We start from the raw sequence: 15151 nt of genomic DNA on the forward strand, positions 1-15151 counted from the left end.
GGGCGGCCGGAATCGGTGGCGCTGCTCACATCGGAACCTTACCGACCCGTCCACACGTCGAAGAGCATGGGAGGTGTGTCGTCCGAGGCCGGTAAGGTGCCTGGCATACCACAGTCGAGGGAGTGGACAGCGGATGACTGCCGGAAACGACGGCACGCCGGAGAACGACGACCCGTTCGCGTATCTCTACCGGTCGGAGGGCGGCGAGCAGCCGGACCCGGCCGGCGGCCAGCCGGCACCCGGGCAGCCGGGCGTGCCCCGCACCTCCTACCACCAGGTGCAGCGGGTCGGTGAGCGCCGCCCGGCCACGGGCGGCTACGGCTACCCGCCGCAGGCCCCGCCCCAGCAGCAGGGCGGCGGCGGTTACGGCTACCCGCCGCAGGCGCCGTACGGCTACGACCAGGGCCAGCAGCAGTACGCCGGGCAGTACGCCGGCCCGACCGCGCAGTACCCGCAGGCGCAGGGCGGCGGCCACGCGCAGCCGCCCGGCCCGGGGCCGTACGACCCGCAGCAGGCCCCGCCCGGGGGCCGCAGGGGCGGTCCCGGCGGCCCGGACGGGGGCGGCGCCCCCAACCGCCGGGGGCTGCTGATCGCGGCCGTTGCCGTGGTCGCCGCCGTGGCGATCGGCATCGCCTTCGCGATGACCAACAGCTCGGGCGACGACAAGAAGCAGGCGGACGACAAGCCGACCGGCGCGGTCACCACCAGCAGCGCGCCCACGCAGTCCGCCTCGCCGTCCGCGAGCCCGACGACGTTCGACTCCAAGAAGGTCGACGCGTCCACGCTCCAGCTCAGCGGCGGCGCCGCCACCAGCACCGAGCACCCGGGCGCGAACGCGGCGGGCGGCACCTACGTCGACAGCATGGCCAACCAGGGCGCCACCGTGTCCTGGACGGTGGTCGTGCCGAAGGACGACAAGTACACGTTCTTCGTCAGCTACGCCAACGCCGGCTCCGACGCCACCTTGACCCTCGGCGTCAACGGCGAGGCCCGCAGCGGCGGGGTGAACCTGAAGAACTACGGCAACGCCACGGACTGGGCGAAGGCGTGGAACATGACGACCTTCAACTACGTGGACCTCAAGAAGGGCGCCAACGTCCTGACGATGTCCTGCACCCCGGACGACACCAACTGCGGGGTCAACCTCGACCAGGTGTGGCTCAAGGAGGGCCAGGTCACGAAGTAGGCGGCGCGCCCCGGCCGAACGCCTCGGGCCGAAAGCCCCCCGGCCGAACGCCTCGCGCCGAACCACCCCGGCTCACCCGGCCGGGGTGACCTCCACCTTCGGGAGCAGCTCGTCGTAGCCGGCCCGGTCGTACTCCCCGGCGGCCGGGGCGAGCACCGTGGCCGCCGACAGCGCGACCGCCCGGGCCAGCCGCTGCGGCCAGGCAAGCCCCTCCACCTGCCCGGAGAGCAGCCCGGCGACCGCCGAGTCGCCCGCGCCGGTGGGGTTGCCCGCCAGCCGGCCCGGCGGCAGCGCCCGCCACGCGCCCTCCTCGGTGACCGCGAGCATCCCGTCGGCGCCGAGCGACGCGGCCACCCCGCGGGCGCCGCGCCGCCGGGCGTCGTGGGCCGCGCGGGCGGGCTCGGAGAAGCCGGTCAGCCCGGTCAGCTCACCCGCGTTGGGCTTGATCAGGTCCGGGCGGGCGGCCAGCCCGCGGCGCAGCGGCTCCCCGCTGGTGTCGAGCAGCACATAGACGCCCGCGGCGCGCGCCTCGCGGACCAGCTCCGCGTACGCGCCGACCGGCAGCCCGGGTGGCAGGCTCCCGCACAGCGCGACCGCCTCGGCGTCGGGGCCGGCCAGCAGCTCGCGGTAGACGTCGAGGAAGGACGCCCACTCGGCGGCGTCCACGGTCGGCCCCGGCTCGTTGAACATCGTGGTGTCCCCGGTGGCCGCGTCCACCACGCCGACCGTGCGCCGGGTGGCGCCGGCCACCGGCACCAGGGCGTCGGTGAGCCGGTCCGCGTACGGCACCTCGGCCAGGCCGCGGCGCAACTCCGCACCGGCCGGGCCGCCGACGAAGCCGGTGACGGTGGCGCGGTGGCCGAGCGCGGCCAGTACGCGGGCGACGTTCAGACCCTTGCCGCCCGGCCGCTCCACCGTCTCCGTCACCCGGTGGGTGGCGTGCGGTATCAGTGACGGGACCCGGTAGGTCACATCCAGGGCGCTGTTGAGCGTGACGGTGATGATCACCTGTTGATTTTGGCAAACGGACGGCGGTCGGCCCAGAGCGGGAGGGCCGCTTTTCCGCAGAAGTTGCCGACCAGGGGGTCCCCGGCGGGCGTACGGGCGGCCGCGCGCACGCCGTTACCGACGGTAGTGCGCGCGGCCGGGCCGGACCGGGGACCGTACGCCATCAGGACAGCTCGGCGGCCGCGGCGGCGGGCGCGGTGTCGTCCAGCGGCAGCGCGACGACCCACTCGCCCTTGCGCATCACACCGACCACGTCGTACGCCGCGTCCAGCACCACCAGGTCCGCGTCCTTCCCCGGCGCCAGCGAACCGATCCGGTCCGACCGGCCCAGCAGCCGGGCCGGGTTGGCCGAGATCGCCCGCACCACGTCGGGCAGCGCCAGCCCGTCCACGGTGACCGCGCGCTTGAAGGCGGTGTCCAGCGTCAGCGTCGACCCGGCGATGGAGTCGCCCTCCACCAGCCGCGCCACCCCGTCCAGCACCTGCACCTTCAACGGCCCCAGGTCGTACAGGCCGTCGCCGAAGCCGGCCGCGTCCATCGCGTCGGTGATGAACGCCACCCGGTCCGCGCCCGCGCTGCCGAAGGCGAGTTCGAGCACCGACGGGTGCAGGTGGGTGCCGTCGTTGATCAGCTCGACGGTGACCCGCTCGTCCTCCAGCAGCGCCGCGATCGGGCCGGGCTCGCGGTGCAGGAGCGGCGGCATCGCGTTGAACAGGTGGGTCGCCACCGTGGCGCCCGCGTCGATCGCCTGCCGGGTCTGCTCGTACCCGGCGTCGGTGTGGCCGATCGCGGCGATCACCCCGAGGTCGGCGAGCAGCCGCACCGACTCGACGCCGCCGGGCAGTTCGGTGGCGAGCGTCACCATGCGCGCGGCGCCGCGGGCCGCCTCGACGAGCTTGCGCACCGTCGCCGGGTCGGGGTCGCGCAGCAGCGTCTCGTCATGGGCGCCCTTGCGGCACGGCGAGATGAACGGGCCCTCGTAGTGGATGCCGGCCAGGTCGCCCTGCTCGACCAGCTCGGAGAGCAGCGCGGCCTGCCGGGCCAGCGTGTCGAGGTTCTCGGTGACGGTGGAGGCGACCAGGGTGGTGGTGCCGTGCGCGCGGTGCGTGCGCACGGCGGTGAGCACGTCCTCGGCGGTGCCCGAGGTGAAGGACGCGCCGCCGCCGCCGTGGTTGTGCAGGTCCACGAAGCCCGGGACGACCGTCCAGCCGCGCCCGGCCAGGTCGTGGGTGGCGGCCTCGGCCGGCTCGTCGGCGGCGATCCGGGCGCCGTCCACGGTGATCCGGCCGGCCTCCACCACGCCGGACGGCAGCACCACGCGGGCGCCCGCCAGGACGGTGCGCCCGGTCGTGGGCCGCGATGTCGTTTCGGGGGCCATCAGGCGGATACCTCCACGGAGATCAGGTCCCAGGCGAGCAGGCCCGCGCCCAGGCAGCCGGCGGTGTCACCCAGCGCGGCGGGGACGATGAGCGGGAGTTTCTGGAAGGTGACGCGCGCCTCGACGGCCGCCCGCAACGGGCCGAAGAGGGTGTCGCCGGACTCGGCGAGGCCGCCGCCGACGATCAGCACCCGCGGGTCGAGCAGGGTCAGCCCGGTGACCAGGCCGTCGGCCAGCGCGTCGACGGCCTCCTGCCAGACCGCGGCCGCCGCCGGGTCGCCGGCGTCGACGGCCTGCGCGCAGGCGGCGGCGTCCGCGGCCGGGTCGCCGCTGGCGGCCGCCCAAGTGCGGGAGACCGCGCCCGCGGACGCGTACGCCTCCAGGCAGCCGCGCTGCCCGCAGCCGCACTCCCGGCCGCCGGGCCGGACCACGATGTGGCCGATCTCACCGGCGTAGCCGTGCGCGCCGGCCTCTATCCGGCCCTCGATGCCGATGGCGCCGGCGATGCCGGTGCCCAGCGGCAGGAACAGGAAGCGGTCGGCGCCGTCGCCCGCGCCGATCCGGCCCTCGGCGAGGCCGCCGGCGCGCACGTCGTGGTCGAGCGCCACGGGTACGCCGTCCAGCCGCTTCGAGAGCAGGTCGCGCAACGGCAGGTCCTGCCAGCCGAGGTTGGCGGCGTATACGGCGACGCCCGCCTCGGCGTCCACGATGCCGGGCACCACCACGCCCGCGGCCGCGGCGCTCTGCCCGTAGCTGGCGCGGCCGTGCGCGCGCAGGTCCGCGGCGAAGTCGAGGATCGCTTCCACCACGGCCTGCGGGCCGCGCTCACGGCCGGTCGGGCGGCGGTCCTGGTGCAGCAGCGTGCCGTCCGCGGCGACCAGCGCCGCCTTCATCCCGGTGCCGCCGACGTCGAGGGCGATGACATGTCTCACGGGCCCAGTCTCGCTTCTCACCCCGCTAGAGGTCTAGTCCACTCGGCCGGGAAGATCGATTCTCCCGAAAGTCACGGGCCGGCATGCGGTCGGCATGCGGCCGGTGCCGGGTCGGCGGGGGGCCGGCGCGGGGGCCGGCGCGGGGGCGGAGCGTGGCCGGCCTGGGGCCCGCCGTCAAAACGTTGTCACCCATGGTGTAGACCTTGGCTGAAGATATGCGGAAGACTCGGCACTTTCGCGGTGGCCCGGCCGGCCGCTCGCGGCGGCCCCGGCCGGCGAAGGCGCCGCGGCCCGAGTCTTTCCGGTCTTTCGAAGTCCCAAGGGTGGTAGGAACAGTGCAGCGGCGACGACTTCTCGGCCTCGCGGCCGGTCTCACTTCCGCGTTGGCCCTGACCGGGGTCAGCGCCTGCGGTGGTGGCACGGCGCAGGGCAAGGACGTGACGCTGCACCTGGTGGCCGCCGACTACGGCGACGCGAAGACCGACAACAGCTCGCTCGTGTACTGGAACGACATGGTGCGCGGCTTCGAGAAGCAGAACCCGCACATCAAGGTCGACGTGCAGGTGCTGAGCTGGACCGACGTGGACGACAAGGTCGCCGCCATGGTCAAGGCCGGCAACCCGCCGGACATCGCGCAGATGGGCTCGTACGCCGACTACGCCGCCAAGGGCCAGCTGTACAGCGCCGACCAGCTCTTCACGGTCAGCCAGCAGGCCGACTTCATCTCCTCGCTCGCCCAGGCCGGATCGGTCGCCCACACCCAGTACGGCCTGCCGTGGGCGTCCAGTTCGCGGATGTTCTTCTACAACAAGGGCCTGTTCAAGCAGGCGGGCATCGACCAGGCGCCGAAGACCTGGGCCGACCTGGCCGCCGACGCGAAGCTGCTCAAGGAGAACGGCGTCAAGGTCCCCTACGGCCTGCCGCTCGGCCCGGAGGAGTCGCAGGCGGAGTCCCTGATGTGGATGCTCGGCGCCAGCGGCGGCATCAGCGACTCCGTCGACAACTACACCTTCGACTCCGCCGAGAACGTCGAAGCCCTCACCTGGGTCAAGAAGAACCTGGTGGACGCGAAGCTGGTCGGCTCGAAGGACCCCGCCAAGACCAACCGGCAGGAGGTCTTCGACGACTTCCTGGCCGGCAAGGCGGGCATGATCAACGGCCACCCGACACTGCTGGCGCAGGCCCGCGCGCACGGCATCGACGTCGGGGTGGCCGCGCTGCCCGGCAAGGACGGCCCGAACGCCGACACCCTCGGCGTCGCCGACTGGGCGATGGCCTTCAAGAAGAAAGGTTCCCTCGACGCCGACCGCGCCTTCCTCCAGTACGTCTACCAGACCAAGAACACCGTCAAGTTCCTCGACGAGTACGGCCTGCTGCCGGTGACCACCAGCGCCTCCCAGGTCATGCAGGGCGAGAAGCGCGACGCCGACCTGGTGCAGTTCCTCGACCTGCTGCCGGACGCCGTCTTCTACCCGGTCGACAAGACCTCCTGGACGAAGGTGGACGACCGGATGAAGAAGGTCATCGGCAGCGCGGTGCACGGCGACCCGAAGACCGTACTGTCGCAGTTGCAGAACTACGCGGAGACGCAGGACGGGCAGGGGCTCACCTCCGAGTCGGAGTAGCGGAGCGGCCGGGCGGGCGGGCCAGCGGGCGAGGGGCGGCACAGTGGCCGAGGGCGAGGCGCAGGAGACGGGCGCGGCGGGGGCCGCGGATGCGGCGGGCGCGGCGGGGGCTGCGGATGCGGCGGGCGCTGAGCTGTCCGCGCGGGACCTGGCGGTGCTGGAGCTGGCCGGGCGGAGCTGGAGCGGGCCCGGCCCGCGCGACCGGGCGATCCGGGAGCGGCTCGGCATCTCCCCGACGGCCTTCTTCCAGCTGCTCAACGCCCTCCTGGACGACCCCCGCGCGCTGCGCGCCGCCCCCGCCACCGTCAACCGCTGGCGCCGCACCCGGCAGCGGCACGCCGAGAACCGCTGACGCGGACCCGGCTCCCCCCGCCCGAGCAGCCGCGTGAAACCGCCGGGCCGCTAGGCTCGGGGCATGGCTGCTGCGGAGACCTTCACCCCACGGACCGCCGAGGGCCGGGCGGGCCTGACCGCATTGCTCGCCGAGCCGGGCCGCGCGGTGGTCGCCCTGGACTTCGACGGCACCCTCGCCCCGATCGTGGCCGACCCGGAGCAGGCCCGGGCGCACCCGGGGGCGGCCGGCGCGCTGGCGCGGCTGGCCCCGCACCTGGCGGCCGCGGTCATCCTCACCGGCCGCCCGGCCGACGTGGCCGTGCGGTACGGCGGCTTCGCCGGGGTGCCGGGACTGGAGCACCTCGTGGTCCTCGGCCACTACGGCGCCGAGCGCTGGGACGCCCGCGGCGGCGAGGTGCACGCGCCGCCCGCGCCCGAAGGGGTCACCGCGGTGCGCGCCGAACTGCCCGGCTTCCTCGCCGAGGTGGGGGAGTGGCCGGGCCTGTGGATCGAGGACAAGGGCGGCCGCGCGGTCGCCGTGCACACCCGCCGCACCGAGGACCCCGACGCCGCGTTCGAGGCGCTGCGCGCGCCGCTGGCCGAACTCGCCGTGCGGCACGGCCTGGTGGTCGAGCCCGGCCGCTACGTCCTGGAGCTGCGGCCACCCGGTGTCGACAAGGGGGTGGCGCTCACCGGCTTCCTGCGCGAGACCGGCGCGGGCAGCGTGCTCTACGCGGGCGACGACCTCGGCGACCTCGCCGCGTACGCCGCCGTCGGAGAACTGCGCGCCCAGGGCACGCCGGGCCTGCTGGTGGCCAGCGCGGGCGCCGAGGAGACCCCCGCGGAGCTGCTGGCGCGGGCCGACCTGACCGTGGCGGGCCCGGCAGGCGTCGTCCACCTGCTGGAACACCTGGCCGACCAACTCGGCTGACCGGCCCCCACCAGGGCGCCGCGGAACGAAAAGCGGTCAGCCGCCGATCGCCTGGAGCTGGTCGAGGAACCAGCGGCTGGGCGGCAGCGCGGTGGCTGCCGCGGCAAGCCGCTTGGAACGGTCGGCGCGCTCGGCCTCGGGGAGCGTCAGCGCTTCGTTGAGGGCGACTGCGGTCGCGCGGATGTCGTACGGATTGACCACGAAGGAGTCGTCGCCCAGCTCCTCGAAGGCGCCCGCCTCACGGGACAGCACCAGCGCCACCCCCTGGTCGGAGACGACCGGCACCTCCTTGGCGACCAGGTTCATCCCGTCCCGGATCGGGTTGACCAGCGCCACGTCGGCCAGCCGGTACGCCGCCAGGGAGCGGGCGAAGTCGTCGTCGACCTTGAGGATGACCGGCGTCCAGCCCGCGGTGCCGAACTCCTCGTTGACCGCCGCGGCCACCCGGGAGACCTCCTCGGTGTACTCCCGGTAGCTCGCCAGGTCCTGCCGCGAGGGGTAGGCGAACGCGACATGGACCACGCGCTCGCGCCAGCCTGGGTGCTCCACCAGCAGCCGCCGGTAGGCGTACAGCCCGCGCACGATGTTCTTGGACAGCTCGGTGCGGTCCACCCGCACGATCAGCCGCCGGCCGGGACCCGCCTCGGCCCGCAGTGCCGCCATCCGCTCGTCCACGTCGGGCCGCCGGGCGCGCTCGCGCAGGAACTCCGCGTCGGCGCCCAGACCGTGCACGCCGAGCCGGGTGGTGCGGCCCCGGTACGTCACCGAGCCGCCGTCCGCGGCCACCTCCGCGCCGAGCACGTCGGCACAGCACGCGGCGAAGGCGGCGGCCCAGCGGTGGGTGAGGAACCCGGCCCGGTCGGCGCCGAGGATGCCGGTGAGCAGGCGCGCGGCCACGTCGTCGGGCAGCAGGCGGAAGTAGTCCGGCGGGGCCCACGGGGTGTGCGAGAAGTGGCCGATCCGCAGGTCGGGGCGGCGCTCGCGGAGCAGCGCGGGCACCAGCGCGAGGTGGTAGTCCTGCACGAGGACGGCGGCGCCCTCGGCCGCCTCCTGGGCGAGCGCGTCGGCGAACGCCTCGTTGTACGCCTCGTAGGCGGCCCAGCGGCCGTGGAACTCCTCGTCGAAGAGCGGCTCGAAGGGCGTCTGGTAGAGCAGGTGGTGCACGAACCACAGCACCGAGTTCGCGATGTCGTTGTACGCCGCGTGGAAGACCTCCGGGGGGATCGCGAGCATCCGCACCCCGGGCTCGGCGACCCCGCGGCGCACCGCCTCCCGGTCGCCGTCCGACAGCGCCGCGCACACCCACACGGCACCCGCGTCCGGGCCGATCGCGCTCAGCCCGGAGACGACCCCGCCGCCGCCCCTGCGGCTCCCCAGGCTGCCGTCGCCCTCCACGGTGTACGACACCGGGCCGCGGTTCGACGCGACCAGAATCCGGGCACCCTGCGAAGATCCCTCCATGCCCGCAGCTTTGCCGGTTGCCGCGCAGCTCAAACGTGCCGGCGGCACTCTTTGCCCGCGGCGGCGGCCCCCGGCGCCGTGCCTACGCCGCCTTGCGGGCGAGGTACTCCGGCAGGTCGGCCATCGGCGGGCGCTCCTCGGTGTCGACCGGGTGGGTACGCGGTACGAAGGCGGAGCCGGCGCGGCCGAACTGCGTGAGGTGCGGGCGGACCAGCTGGCCGCGGGCGAGCCGGACCTGGGCGGTGCGGTAGATCGCGGCGGCCATCCGCCCGAGCGCCTGGCCGTCCTGGTGCCGGTGGTGCCGCACCCCGACGTCGACCTGCCCGAGCCCGTCGAGCCCGACGAGCCCCAACGCGTCGATCAGCATGCCGAGTTCGACGCCGTAGCCGACCGGGAAGGGCAGCCGCTCCAGCAGCGAGCGGCGGGCGGCGTACTCCCCGCCGAGCGGCTGGACGAAGCCGGCCAGCTGCGGCCAGTGCAGGTTGAGCAGCGGGCGGGCGACGAGTTCGGTGACCCGGCCGCCGCCGGCGGGCACCACGGTGCCGCCGGTCTCCAGCGGGCGGTCGTACATCGCCTTGACCAGCTGCACCGCGGGGTCGGTGAGCAGCGGCCCGACGATCCCGGAGACGAAACGGGCGTCGAACTCCCGCAGGTCGGCGTCGACGAAGCAGACGATCTCGCCGCGGGTGACCAGCAGCGACCGCCACAGCACCTCGCCCTTGCCGGGCAGGGCCGGCAGCCGGGGCAGGATCGCGTCCCGCCCGACCACGCGGGCCCCGGCCGCGGCGGCGACCGCGGCGGTGCGGTCGGTGGAGCCGGAGTCGACCACGACCACCTCGTCCACCAGCGGCGCCGCGGCGGACATCAGGTCGCGGCGGATCGCCGCCACGATCGCGCCGACGGTCGCCTCCTCGTCCAGCGCCGGCAGCACCACGCTGACCGTGCCCCGGTCGCCGGCCGCGCGCTTGGCGGCGAGCAGCAGGTCAAGCGGCCGCTGGGCGGCCGACCAGGACCGGCGGCGCAGCCAGCGCTCCACCTCGTCGAGCACGTGAGTCCTCTCCCTCGGCACGCTCCGGACCGGGCGTGTGATCCATCTCGCGGTGCGGACGGCTACCTCAACCGTCACCTGTGTCGGTTACAGTCTTGAACAACGCGTGACGCCACCGCATGCCGGGGGCGTGACGCGCACAAACGCGACGGGCCCGGTCCGTACCGACCCGGTCGCCATACCGCTCATCCAGAGGGGCAGAGGGAACGGCCCGTAGAAGCCCCGGCAACCCTCCCGCCGACCGCGAGGTCACGCACGGTGGGGAAGGTGCCAATTCCGTCTCGTGACGCGCCCGCGTGCGAGGAAGATGAGGAGAAAGGGCCTCGCCTGTCATGGCTGCGCAAACCGTCGCAAGCACCACCGACTCCGCTGCCGGCACCCAGGGTGCCGATGCCGCCCCCGCACCGTTCGGCCCGGCCGCGGCGCTGTCCTGCCGGGAGTGCGGCACCCGCTACCCGCTGAGCCCGGTCTTCGCGTGCCTGGAGTGTTTCGGGCCACTGGAAGTGGCCTACGACCTGCCGACCGGTGACCCCGAGGCGCTGCGCGCCCGGATCGAGGCCGGCCCGACCAACATCTGGCGCTACGCCCCGCTGCTGCCGGTGCCCGCCGGCGTCGCCGGCAAGCCCAACCTGAACCCGGGCTGGACCAAGCTCGTCAAGGCCGACAACCTCGCCCGCGAACTGGGCATCACCGGCGGCCTGCACGTCAAGGACGACTCCGGCAACCCCACCCACTCCTTCAAGGACCGGGTGGTCGCGATCGCGCTGGAGGCCGCCCGCACCTTCGGCCTCACCACGCTGTCCTGCTCCTCCACCGGCAACCTGGCCGGCGCCGTCGGCGCCGCCGCCTCCCGGGCGGGCCTGCGCTCCTGCGTCTTCATCCCGCACGACCTGGAGGCCGGCAAGGTCGTGATGGCCGCGGTCTACGGCGGCGAACTCGTCGGCATCGAGGGCAGCTACGACGACGTGAACCGCTTCTGCTCGGAGCTGATCGGCGACCCGATCGGCGAGGGCTGGGGCTTCGTCAACGTCAACCTGCGCCCGTACTACGGCGAGGGCTCCAAGACGCTCGCCTACGAGATCGCCGAGCAGCTCGGCTGGCGGCTGCCGGACAACCTGGTCATCCCGATCGCGTCCGGCTCCCAGCTCACCAAGATCGACAAGGGCCTCAAGGAGCTGATCGCCCTCGGCCTGGTCGAGGAGAAGCCGTACAAGATCTTCGGCGCCCAGGCCGAGGGGTGCTCCCCGGTGTCGACGGCCTTCAAGGCCGGGCACGACGTCGTACGGCCGGTGAAGCCCGACACCATCGCCAAGTCGCTGGCGATCGGCAACCCCGCGGACGGCCCGTACGTGCTGGACATCGCCCGGCGTACCGGCGGGGCCGTCGAGGACGTGGACGACGCGCAGATCGTGGACGCGATCAAGCTGCTGGCGCGGACCGAGGGCATCTTCGCGGAGACCGCGGGCGGGGTGACCGTCGGTGTGCTGAAGAAGCTGATCGAGTCCGGGCAGCTCGACCCGGCCACCGAGACCGTCGTGCTCAACACCGGCGACGGACTGAAGACCCTGGACGCGGTGGCGCCGACCACCGGGCCGACCGCGACCATCCGCCCGACCCTTGCCGCATTCCGAGAGGCTGGCCTCGCATGAGTGCTTCCGTACGTATCCCCACCATTCTCCGCACCTACACCGGCGGCCAGGCCGAGGTGCCGGCCGAGGGTGCCACCCTCGCCGAAGTGATCGACTCCCTGGAGCGCGATCACAAGGGAATTTCGGCGCGCGTGCTCGACGACGCGGGAAAGCTGCGCCGCTTTGTGAACGTGTATGTCAACGACGACGACGTGAGGTTTTCCCAGGGGCTCGAGACGGTCGTGCCGGACGGCGCGAGTGTCTCGATCATTCCCGCGGTCGCAGGCGGCTGAACCTCCGGCCGGCCACCGGATCTGCCCGCCGGTCGCCGAGTGAACCGGCCGCCGCCCAGCGGGAGTTGGGCGGCGGTTCCGGATTCGGGCGGTTTGTGCCCCGTTCACCCCTTCGGGTGAGCGGGGCATGCGTGTGCCGGAGCGGTAGTTGAAGAGTTGTACAGTTGCCGTAGGCAATCCCGTGGCATGGACCCCAGGTGTGGCGCGGCCACGGCGATTTATCGCCAAATTCACGAGCGAATTCTCCTTTTCGTCCGCTATGTCCGGCCCGGCTTGCCCTGCCTTATCGTTATTTCTCAGGCGATTTCCGATGGGTCGCGCCCAGAATTCTCGTCCGATTGACCTGTTGCAGACGGCATCCGTGCAGATACATTCAGCCGCGGTCGACGCGTTCCGGCGCACGCCCCCCAGGGTTCCCACCTGTCAAAGGCACGGGTTCCGCGGGCGGGTGAGGTCTGACCCGGGCCCGCGAAGTGCGGGGCCGCGATAGGGCCAGCAATAGGGGAGTTAGGGATGGCTCAGGGCACCGTCAAGTGGTTCAACGCGGAGAAGGGCTACGGCTTCATCGCGGTCGACGGTGGTGCGGATGTCTTCGTCCACTACAGCGCGATCCAGATGGACGGGTACCGCACCCTCGAAGAAGGCCAGCGGGTCGAGTTCGAGATCTCGCAGGGTCAGAAGGGGCCGCAGGCGGACATGGTCCGCCTCGCCGGCTGACTTCACGGCGCGTTCGACCATCGACGCGACCTCGGCAGTACACAGGAGCCGCCCCCGTCCGCGGGAGGCGGCTCCTGTGCGTCCAGCGGGCGTCCTGCGGGTGCCCAGCGGGCGTCTTGCGGGCGCCGCCGGGCGCGGGGGCAACCCTGTACGCGGCTCGGCCCCCGGGGTGAACCGCTTGCACTCGCAGGGGGTGAGTGCTAATCATTGGCGTTAGCACTCTCCACGTGAGAGTGACAGCAGGGCCGGGTCGGTGAGGGCCGTGCGGACGTCGGGAAGGAACCGGCGGCCGGCGGGCCGTCCGTCGCGGGCACCACACGGTCCCGAGCGCAAACAACCCAGTCCGCGGAGGACACTTCACCATGGCCAAGATCATCGCGTTCGACGAGGAGGCACGGCGCGGCCTTGAGCGCGGGATGAACCAGCTCGCCGACGCCGTCAAGGTCACCCTCGGCCCCAAGGGCCGCAACGTGGTCCTCGAGAAGAAGTGGGGCGCTCCCACGATCACCAACGATGGTGTGTCCATCGCCAAGGAGATCGAGCTCGAGGACCCGTACGAGAAGATCGGCGCCGAGCTGGTCAAGGAAGTCGCGAAGAAGACCGACGACGTCGCCGGTGACGGCACGACGACCGCGACCGTCCTGGCCCAGGCCCTGGTCAAGGAGGGTCTGCGCAACGTAGCCGCCGGCGCCAACCCGATGGCCCTCAAGCGGGGCATCGAGAAGGCCGTCGAGGCCGTCTCCGCCGCGCTGCTGGAGCAGGCGAAGGACGTGGAGACCAAGGAGCAGATCGCCTCCACCGCCTCCATCTCCGCCGCCGACACCCAGATCGGCGAGCTGATCGCCGAGGCCATGGACAAGGTCGGCAAGGAAGGCGTCATCACCGTCGAGGAGTCGCAGACCTTCGGGCTCGAGCTCGAGCTCACCGAGGGCATGCGCTTCGACAAGGGCTTCATCTCCGCCTACTTCGCCACCGACCTGGAGCGGATGGAGGCGTCGCTCGACGACCCCTACATCCTGATCGTCAACTCCAAGATCTCCGCAGTGAAGGACCTGCTCCCGCTGCTGGAGAAGGTCATGCAGTCCGGCAAGCCGCTGCTGATCATCGCCGAGGACGTCGAGGGCGAGGCCCTGTCGACCCTGGTGGTCAACAAGATCCGCGGCACCTTCAAGTCCGTCGCCGTCAAGGCTCCGGGCTTCGGTGACCGCCGCAAGGCCATGCTCGGCGACATCGCCATCCTCACCGGTGGCACCGTCATCTCCGAAGAGGTCGGCCTCAAGCTGGAGAACGCGGGCCTGGACCTGCTGGGCCGCGCCCGCAAGGTCGTCATCACCAAGGACGAGACCACCATCGTCGACGGTGCCGGCGACAGCGAGCAGGTCGGCGGCCGGGTCAACCAGATCCGCGCCGAGATCGAGAACAGCGACTCGGACTACGACCGCGAGAAGCTCCAGGAGCGCCTGGCGAAGCTGGCCGGCGGCGTGGCCGTCATCAAGGCCGGTGCCGCCACCGAGGTCGAGCTCAAGGAGCGCAAGCACCGCATCGAGGACGCGGTGCGCAACGCCAAGGCCGCCGTCGAGGAGGGCATCGTCGCCGGTGGCGGCGTGGCCCTGCTCCAGGCGACCGCCGTCTTCGAGAAGCTGGAGCTGGAGGGTGACGAGGCGACCGGCGCTGCCGCCGTCAAGATCGCCCTGGAGGCCCCGCTGAAGCAGATCGCGGTCAACGCCGGCCTCGAAGGCGGTGTCGTGGTGGAGAAGGTGCGCAGCCTGACCCCCGGCCACGGCCTCAACGCGGCGAGCGGCGAGTACGTCGACCTGGTCGCCGAGGGCATCATCGACCCGGCGAAGGTGACGCGCTCCGCGCTGCAGAACGCGGCCTCCATCGCCGCGCTCTTCCTCACCACCGAGGCCGTCATCGCCGACAAGCCCGAGAAGGCGGCTGCCGCCGCCGCTCCGGGTGGCATGCCCGGCGGTGACATGGACTTCTGATCCTCAAGCGGTCAGCGTCCTTCGCACCACGACGGCGCCCTCTTCCCTACGCGGGGAAGGGGGCGCCGTCGCGTCCGGGCGTGGTGTCCCCGGGCGGGGTCAGCCCGCGAGCACGGCCTCGATCGCGGTGCGCAGCTCGGGGTCGTCCGGGGTGACCCCCGGGCGGAAGCGGCCGACGACCCGGCCCGAGGAGTCCACGAGGAACTTCTCGAAGTTCCACTGCACGTCGCCCGCCTCGCCCGCGGTGTCCGCCCGGGCGGTCAGCGCGTCGTACACCGCGTGCCGGCCCGGGCCGTTGACCTCGATCTTGCCGGCCATCGGGAAGGTCACACCGTAGGTCGTGGAGCAGAACTCCGCGATCTCCTCGCTCGTCCCCGGCTCCTGGCCGCCGAACTGGTTGCAGGGGAACCCGACGACGGTGAACCCCCGCCCCGACAGCTCCTTGTGCAACTCCTCCAGCGCGCTGTACTGCGGGGTCAGCCCGCACTGACTCGCCACGTTGACCACCAGCGCGGCGCTGCCGCCGGTCAACTGCCCGAAGGTGCTCGCCTCGCCCGCCAACGTGGTCACGGCCACTTCATTGAGATCGCTCATGCCCCCATCATCCTCCCGGACCGGAGCCC

General features: G+C 72.8%; 14 protein-coding genes and 1 riboswitch. Of the genes, 8 read left to right on the top strand and 6 right to left on the bottom strand.

The features are described 5' to 3' along the window. Positions 1–133 precede the first annotated feature (133 nt). Positions 134–1186 carry a carbohydrate-binding protein gene (locus tag WA788_RS01490; protein WP_335970718.1) on the top strand — a complete coding sequence of 351 codons (1053 nt, stop codon included), beginning with the start codon at positions 134–136 and terminating at the stop codon, positions 1184–1186. 72 nt (positions 1187–1258) lie between these two features. Here WA788_RS01490 and WA788_RS01495 read toward each other — a convergent pair whose 3' ends face one another. The 3 genes from WA788_RS01495 to WA788_RS01505 form a co-directional block, all read right to left on the bottom strand. Continuing rightward, complete coding sequence (locus WA788_RS01495) at positions 1259–2194, bottom strand: 1-phosphofructokinase family hexose kinase (RefSeq protein ID WP_335970720.1); 936 nt, start codon at positions 2192–2194, stop codon at positions 1259–1261. Positions 2195–2357: 163 nt separating this feature from the next. Next, positions 2358–3572, bottom strand: a complete 1215-nt coding sequence (gene nagA, locus WA788_RS01500; RefSeq protein WP_335970722.1) for an N-acetylglucosamine-6-phosphate deacetylase — start codon at positions 3570–3572, stop codon at positions 2358–2360. Next, positions 3572–4504, bottom strand: a complete 933-nt coding sequence (locus WA788_RS01505) for an ROK family protein (RefSeq protein ID WP_335970724.1) — start codon at positions 4502–4504, stop codon at positions 3572–3574. The genes nagA and WA788_RS01505 overlap by 1 nt, the downstream gene beginning before the upstream one ends. Before the next feature lie 383 nt (positions 4505–4887). Between WA788_RS01505 and WA788_RS01510 the strand changes: the two genes are divergently transcribed. The 3 genes from WA788_RS01510 (at position 4888) to otsB (ending at position 7393) form a co-directional block, all read left to right on the top strand. Continuing rightward, positions 4888–6129 (top strand): ABC transporter substrate-binding protein, encoded by a 1242-nt coding sequence (locus WA788_RS01510; protein ID WP_335970726.1) that lies wholly within the window; start codon positions 4888–4890, stop codon positions 6127–6129. A 43-nt stretch (positions 6130–6172) separates the two neighbouring features. Further along, positions 6173–6481, top strand: a complete 309-nt coding sequence (locus WA788_RS01515) for a DUF3263 domain-containing protein (protein ID WP_335970728.1) — start codon at positions 6173–6175, stop codon at positions 6479–6481. A 63-nt stretch (positions 6482–6544) separates the two neighbouring features. Further along, positions 6545–7393 carry a trehalose-phosphatase gene (otsB, locus tag WA788_RS01520; protein WP_335970729.1) on the top strand — a complete coding sequence of 283 codons (849 nt, stop codon included), beginning with the start codon at positions 6545–6547 and terminating at the stop codon, positions 7391–7393. A gap of 36 nt (positions 7394–7429) precedes the next feature. Here otsB and WA788_RS01525 read toward each other — a convergent pair whose 3' ends face one another. Beyond that, a complete protein-coding gene (locus WA788_RS01525; protein ID WP_335970731.1) occupies positions 7430–8854 on the bottom strand; it encodes an alpha,alpha-trehalose-phosphate synthase (UDP-forming) in 1425 nt (474 codons plus the stop codon). A gap of 82 nt (positions 8855–8936) precedes the next feature. Next, the gene (locus WA788_RS01530) at positions 8937–9902 is read right to left on the bottom strand and encodes a glucosyl-3-phosphoglycerate synthase (protein ID WP_335970732.1); all 966 of its coding nucleotides are present in this window, start codon (positions 9900–9902) and stop codon (positions 8937–8939) included. Between the two features lie 182 nt (positions 9903–10084). Beyond that, positions 10085–10216: riboswitch (SAM riboswitch) on the top strand. 18 nt (positions 10217–10234) lie between these two features. Here WA788_RS01530 and thrC point away from each other — a divergent pair. The 4 genes from thrC to groL all read left to right on the top strand — a co-directional run bounded on the left by thrC (position 10235) and on the right by groL (position 14528). Continuing rightward, a complete protein-coding gene (gene thrC / locus WA788_RS01535; RefSeq protein ID WP_335970733.1) occupies positions 10235–11551 on the top strand; it encodes a threonine synthase in 1317 nt (438 codons plus the stop codon). Further along, positions 11548–11823, top strand: coding sequence for a ubiquitin-like small modifier protein 1 (locus WA788_RS01540; RefSeq protein WP_335970735.1), 276 nt, complete (start codon positions 11548–11550; stop codon positions 11821–11823). Before thrC ends, WA788_RS01540 begins: the two co-directional genes overlap by 4 nt. 513 nt (positions 11824–12336) lie before the next feature. Next, positions 12337–12540: a cold-shock protein gene (locus WA788_RS01545; RefSeq protein WP_009339379.1), complete on the top strand. Its 204-nt coding sequence runs from the start codon at positions 12337–12339 to the stop codon at positions 12538–12540. 362 nt (positions 12541–12902) lie between these two features. Then, positions 12903–14528 carry a chaperonin GroEL gene (gene groL, locus WA788_RS01550; RefSeq protein WP_335970740.1) on the top strand — a complete coding sequence of 542 codons (1626 nt, stop codon included), beginning with the start codon at positions 12903–12905 and terminating at the stop codon, positions 14526–14528. 99 nt (positions 14529–14627) lie between these two features. On the opposite strand, the gene WA788_RS01555 is transcribed toward groL, so the two are convergent. Beyond that, positions 14628–15122 (bottom strand): glutathione peroxidase, encoded by a 495-nt coding sequence (locus WA788_RS01555; RefSeq protein WP_335970742.1) that lies wholly within the window; start codon positions 15120–15122, stop codon positions 14628–14630. Between the last annotated feature and the right edge of the window lie 29 nt (positions 15123–15151).

It is taken from the genome of Streptomyces sp. CA2R106 (genome assembly GCF_037034245.1).
Classification (GTDB): Bacteria; Actinomycetota; Actinomycetes; order Streptomycetales; family Streptomycetaceae; genus Actinacidiphila.

Excerpts from the sequence above, each read along its gene's own strand:
- WA788_RS01545 (WP_009339379.1), top strand. The coding sequence starts at position 12,337 with ATGGCTCAGGGCACCGTCAAGTGGTTCAACGCGGAGAAGGGCTACGGC.
- WA788_RS01540 (WP_335970735.1), top strand. The coding sequence starts at position 11,548 with ATGAGTGCTTCCGTACGTATCCCCACCATTCTCCGCACCTACACCGGC.
- WA788_RS01555 (WP_335970742.1), bottom strand. The coding sequence starts at position 15,122 with ATGAGCGATCTCAATGAAGTGGCCGTGACCACGTTGGCGGGCGAGGCG.
- WA788_RS01490 (WP_335970718.1), top strand. The coding sequence starts at position 134 with ATGACTGCCGGAAACGACGGCACGCCGGAGAACGACGACCCGTTCGCG.
- WA788_RS01525 (WP_335970731.1), bottom strand. The coding sequence starts at position 8,854 with ATGGAGGGATCTTCGCAGGGTGCCCGGATTCTGGTCGCGTCGAACCGC.
- thrC (WP_335970733.1), top strand. The coding sequence starts at position 10,235 with ATGGCTGCGCAAACCGTCGCAAGCACCACCGACTCCGCTGCCGGCACC.
- otsB (WP_335970729.1), top strand. The coding sequence starts at position 6,545 with ATGGCTGCTGCGGAGACCTTCACCCCACGGACCGCCGAGGGCCGGGCG.
- groL (WP_335970740.1), top strand. The coding sequence starts at position 12,903 with ATGGCCAAGATCATCGCGTTCGACGAGGAGGCACGGCGCGGCCTTGAG.
- nagA (WP_335970722.1), bottom strand. The coding sequence starts at position 3,572 with ATGGCCCCCGAAACGACATCGCGGCCCACGACCGGGCGCACCGTCCTG.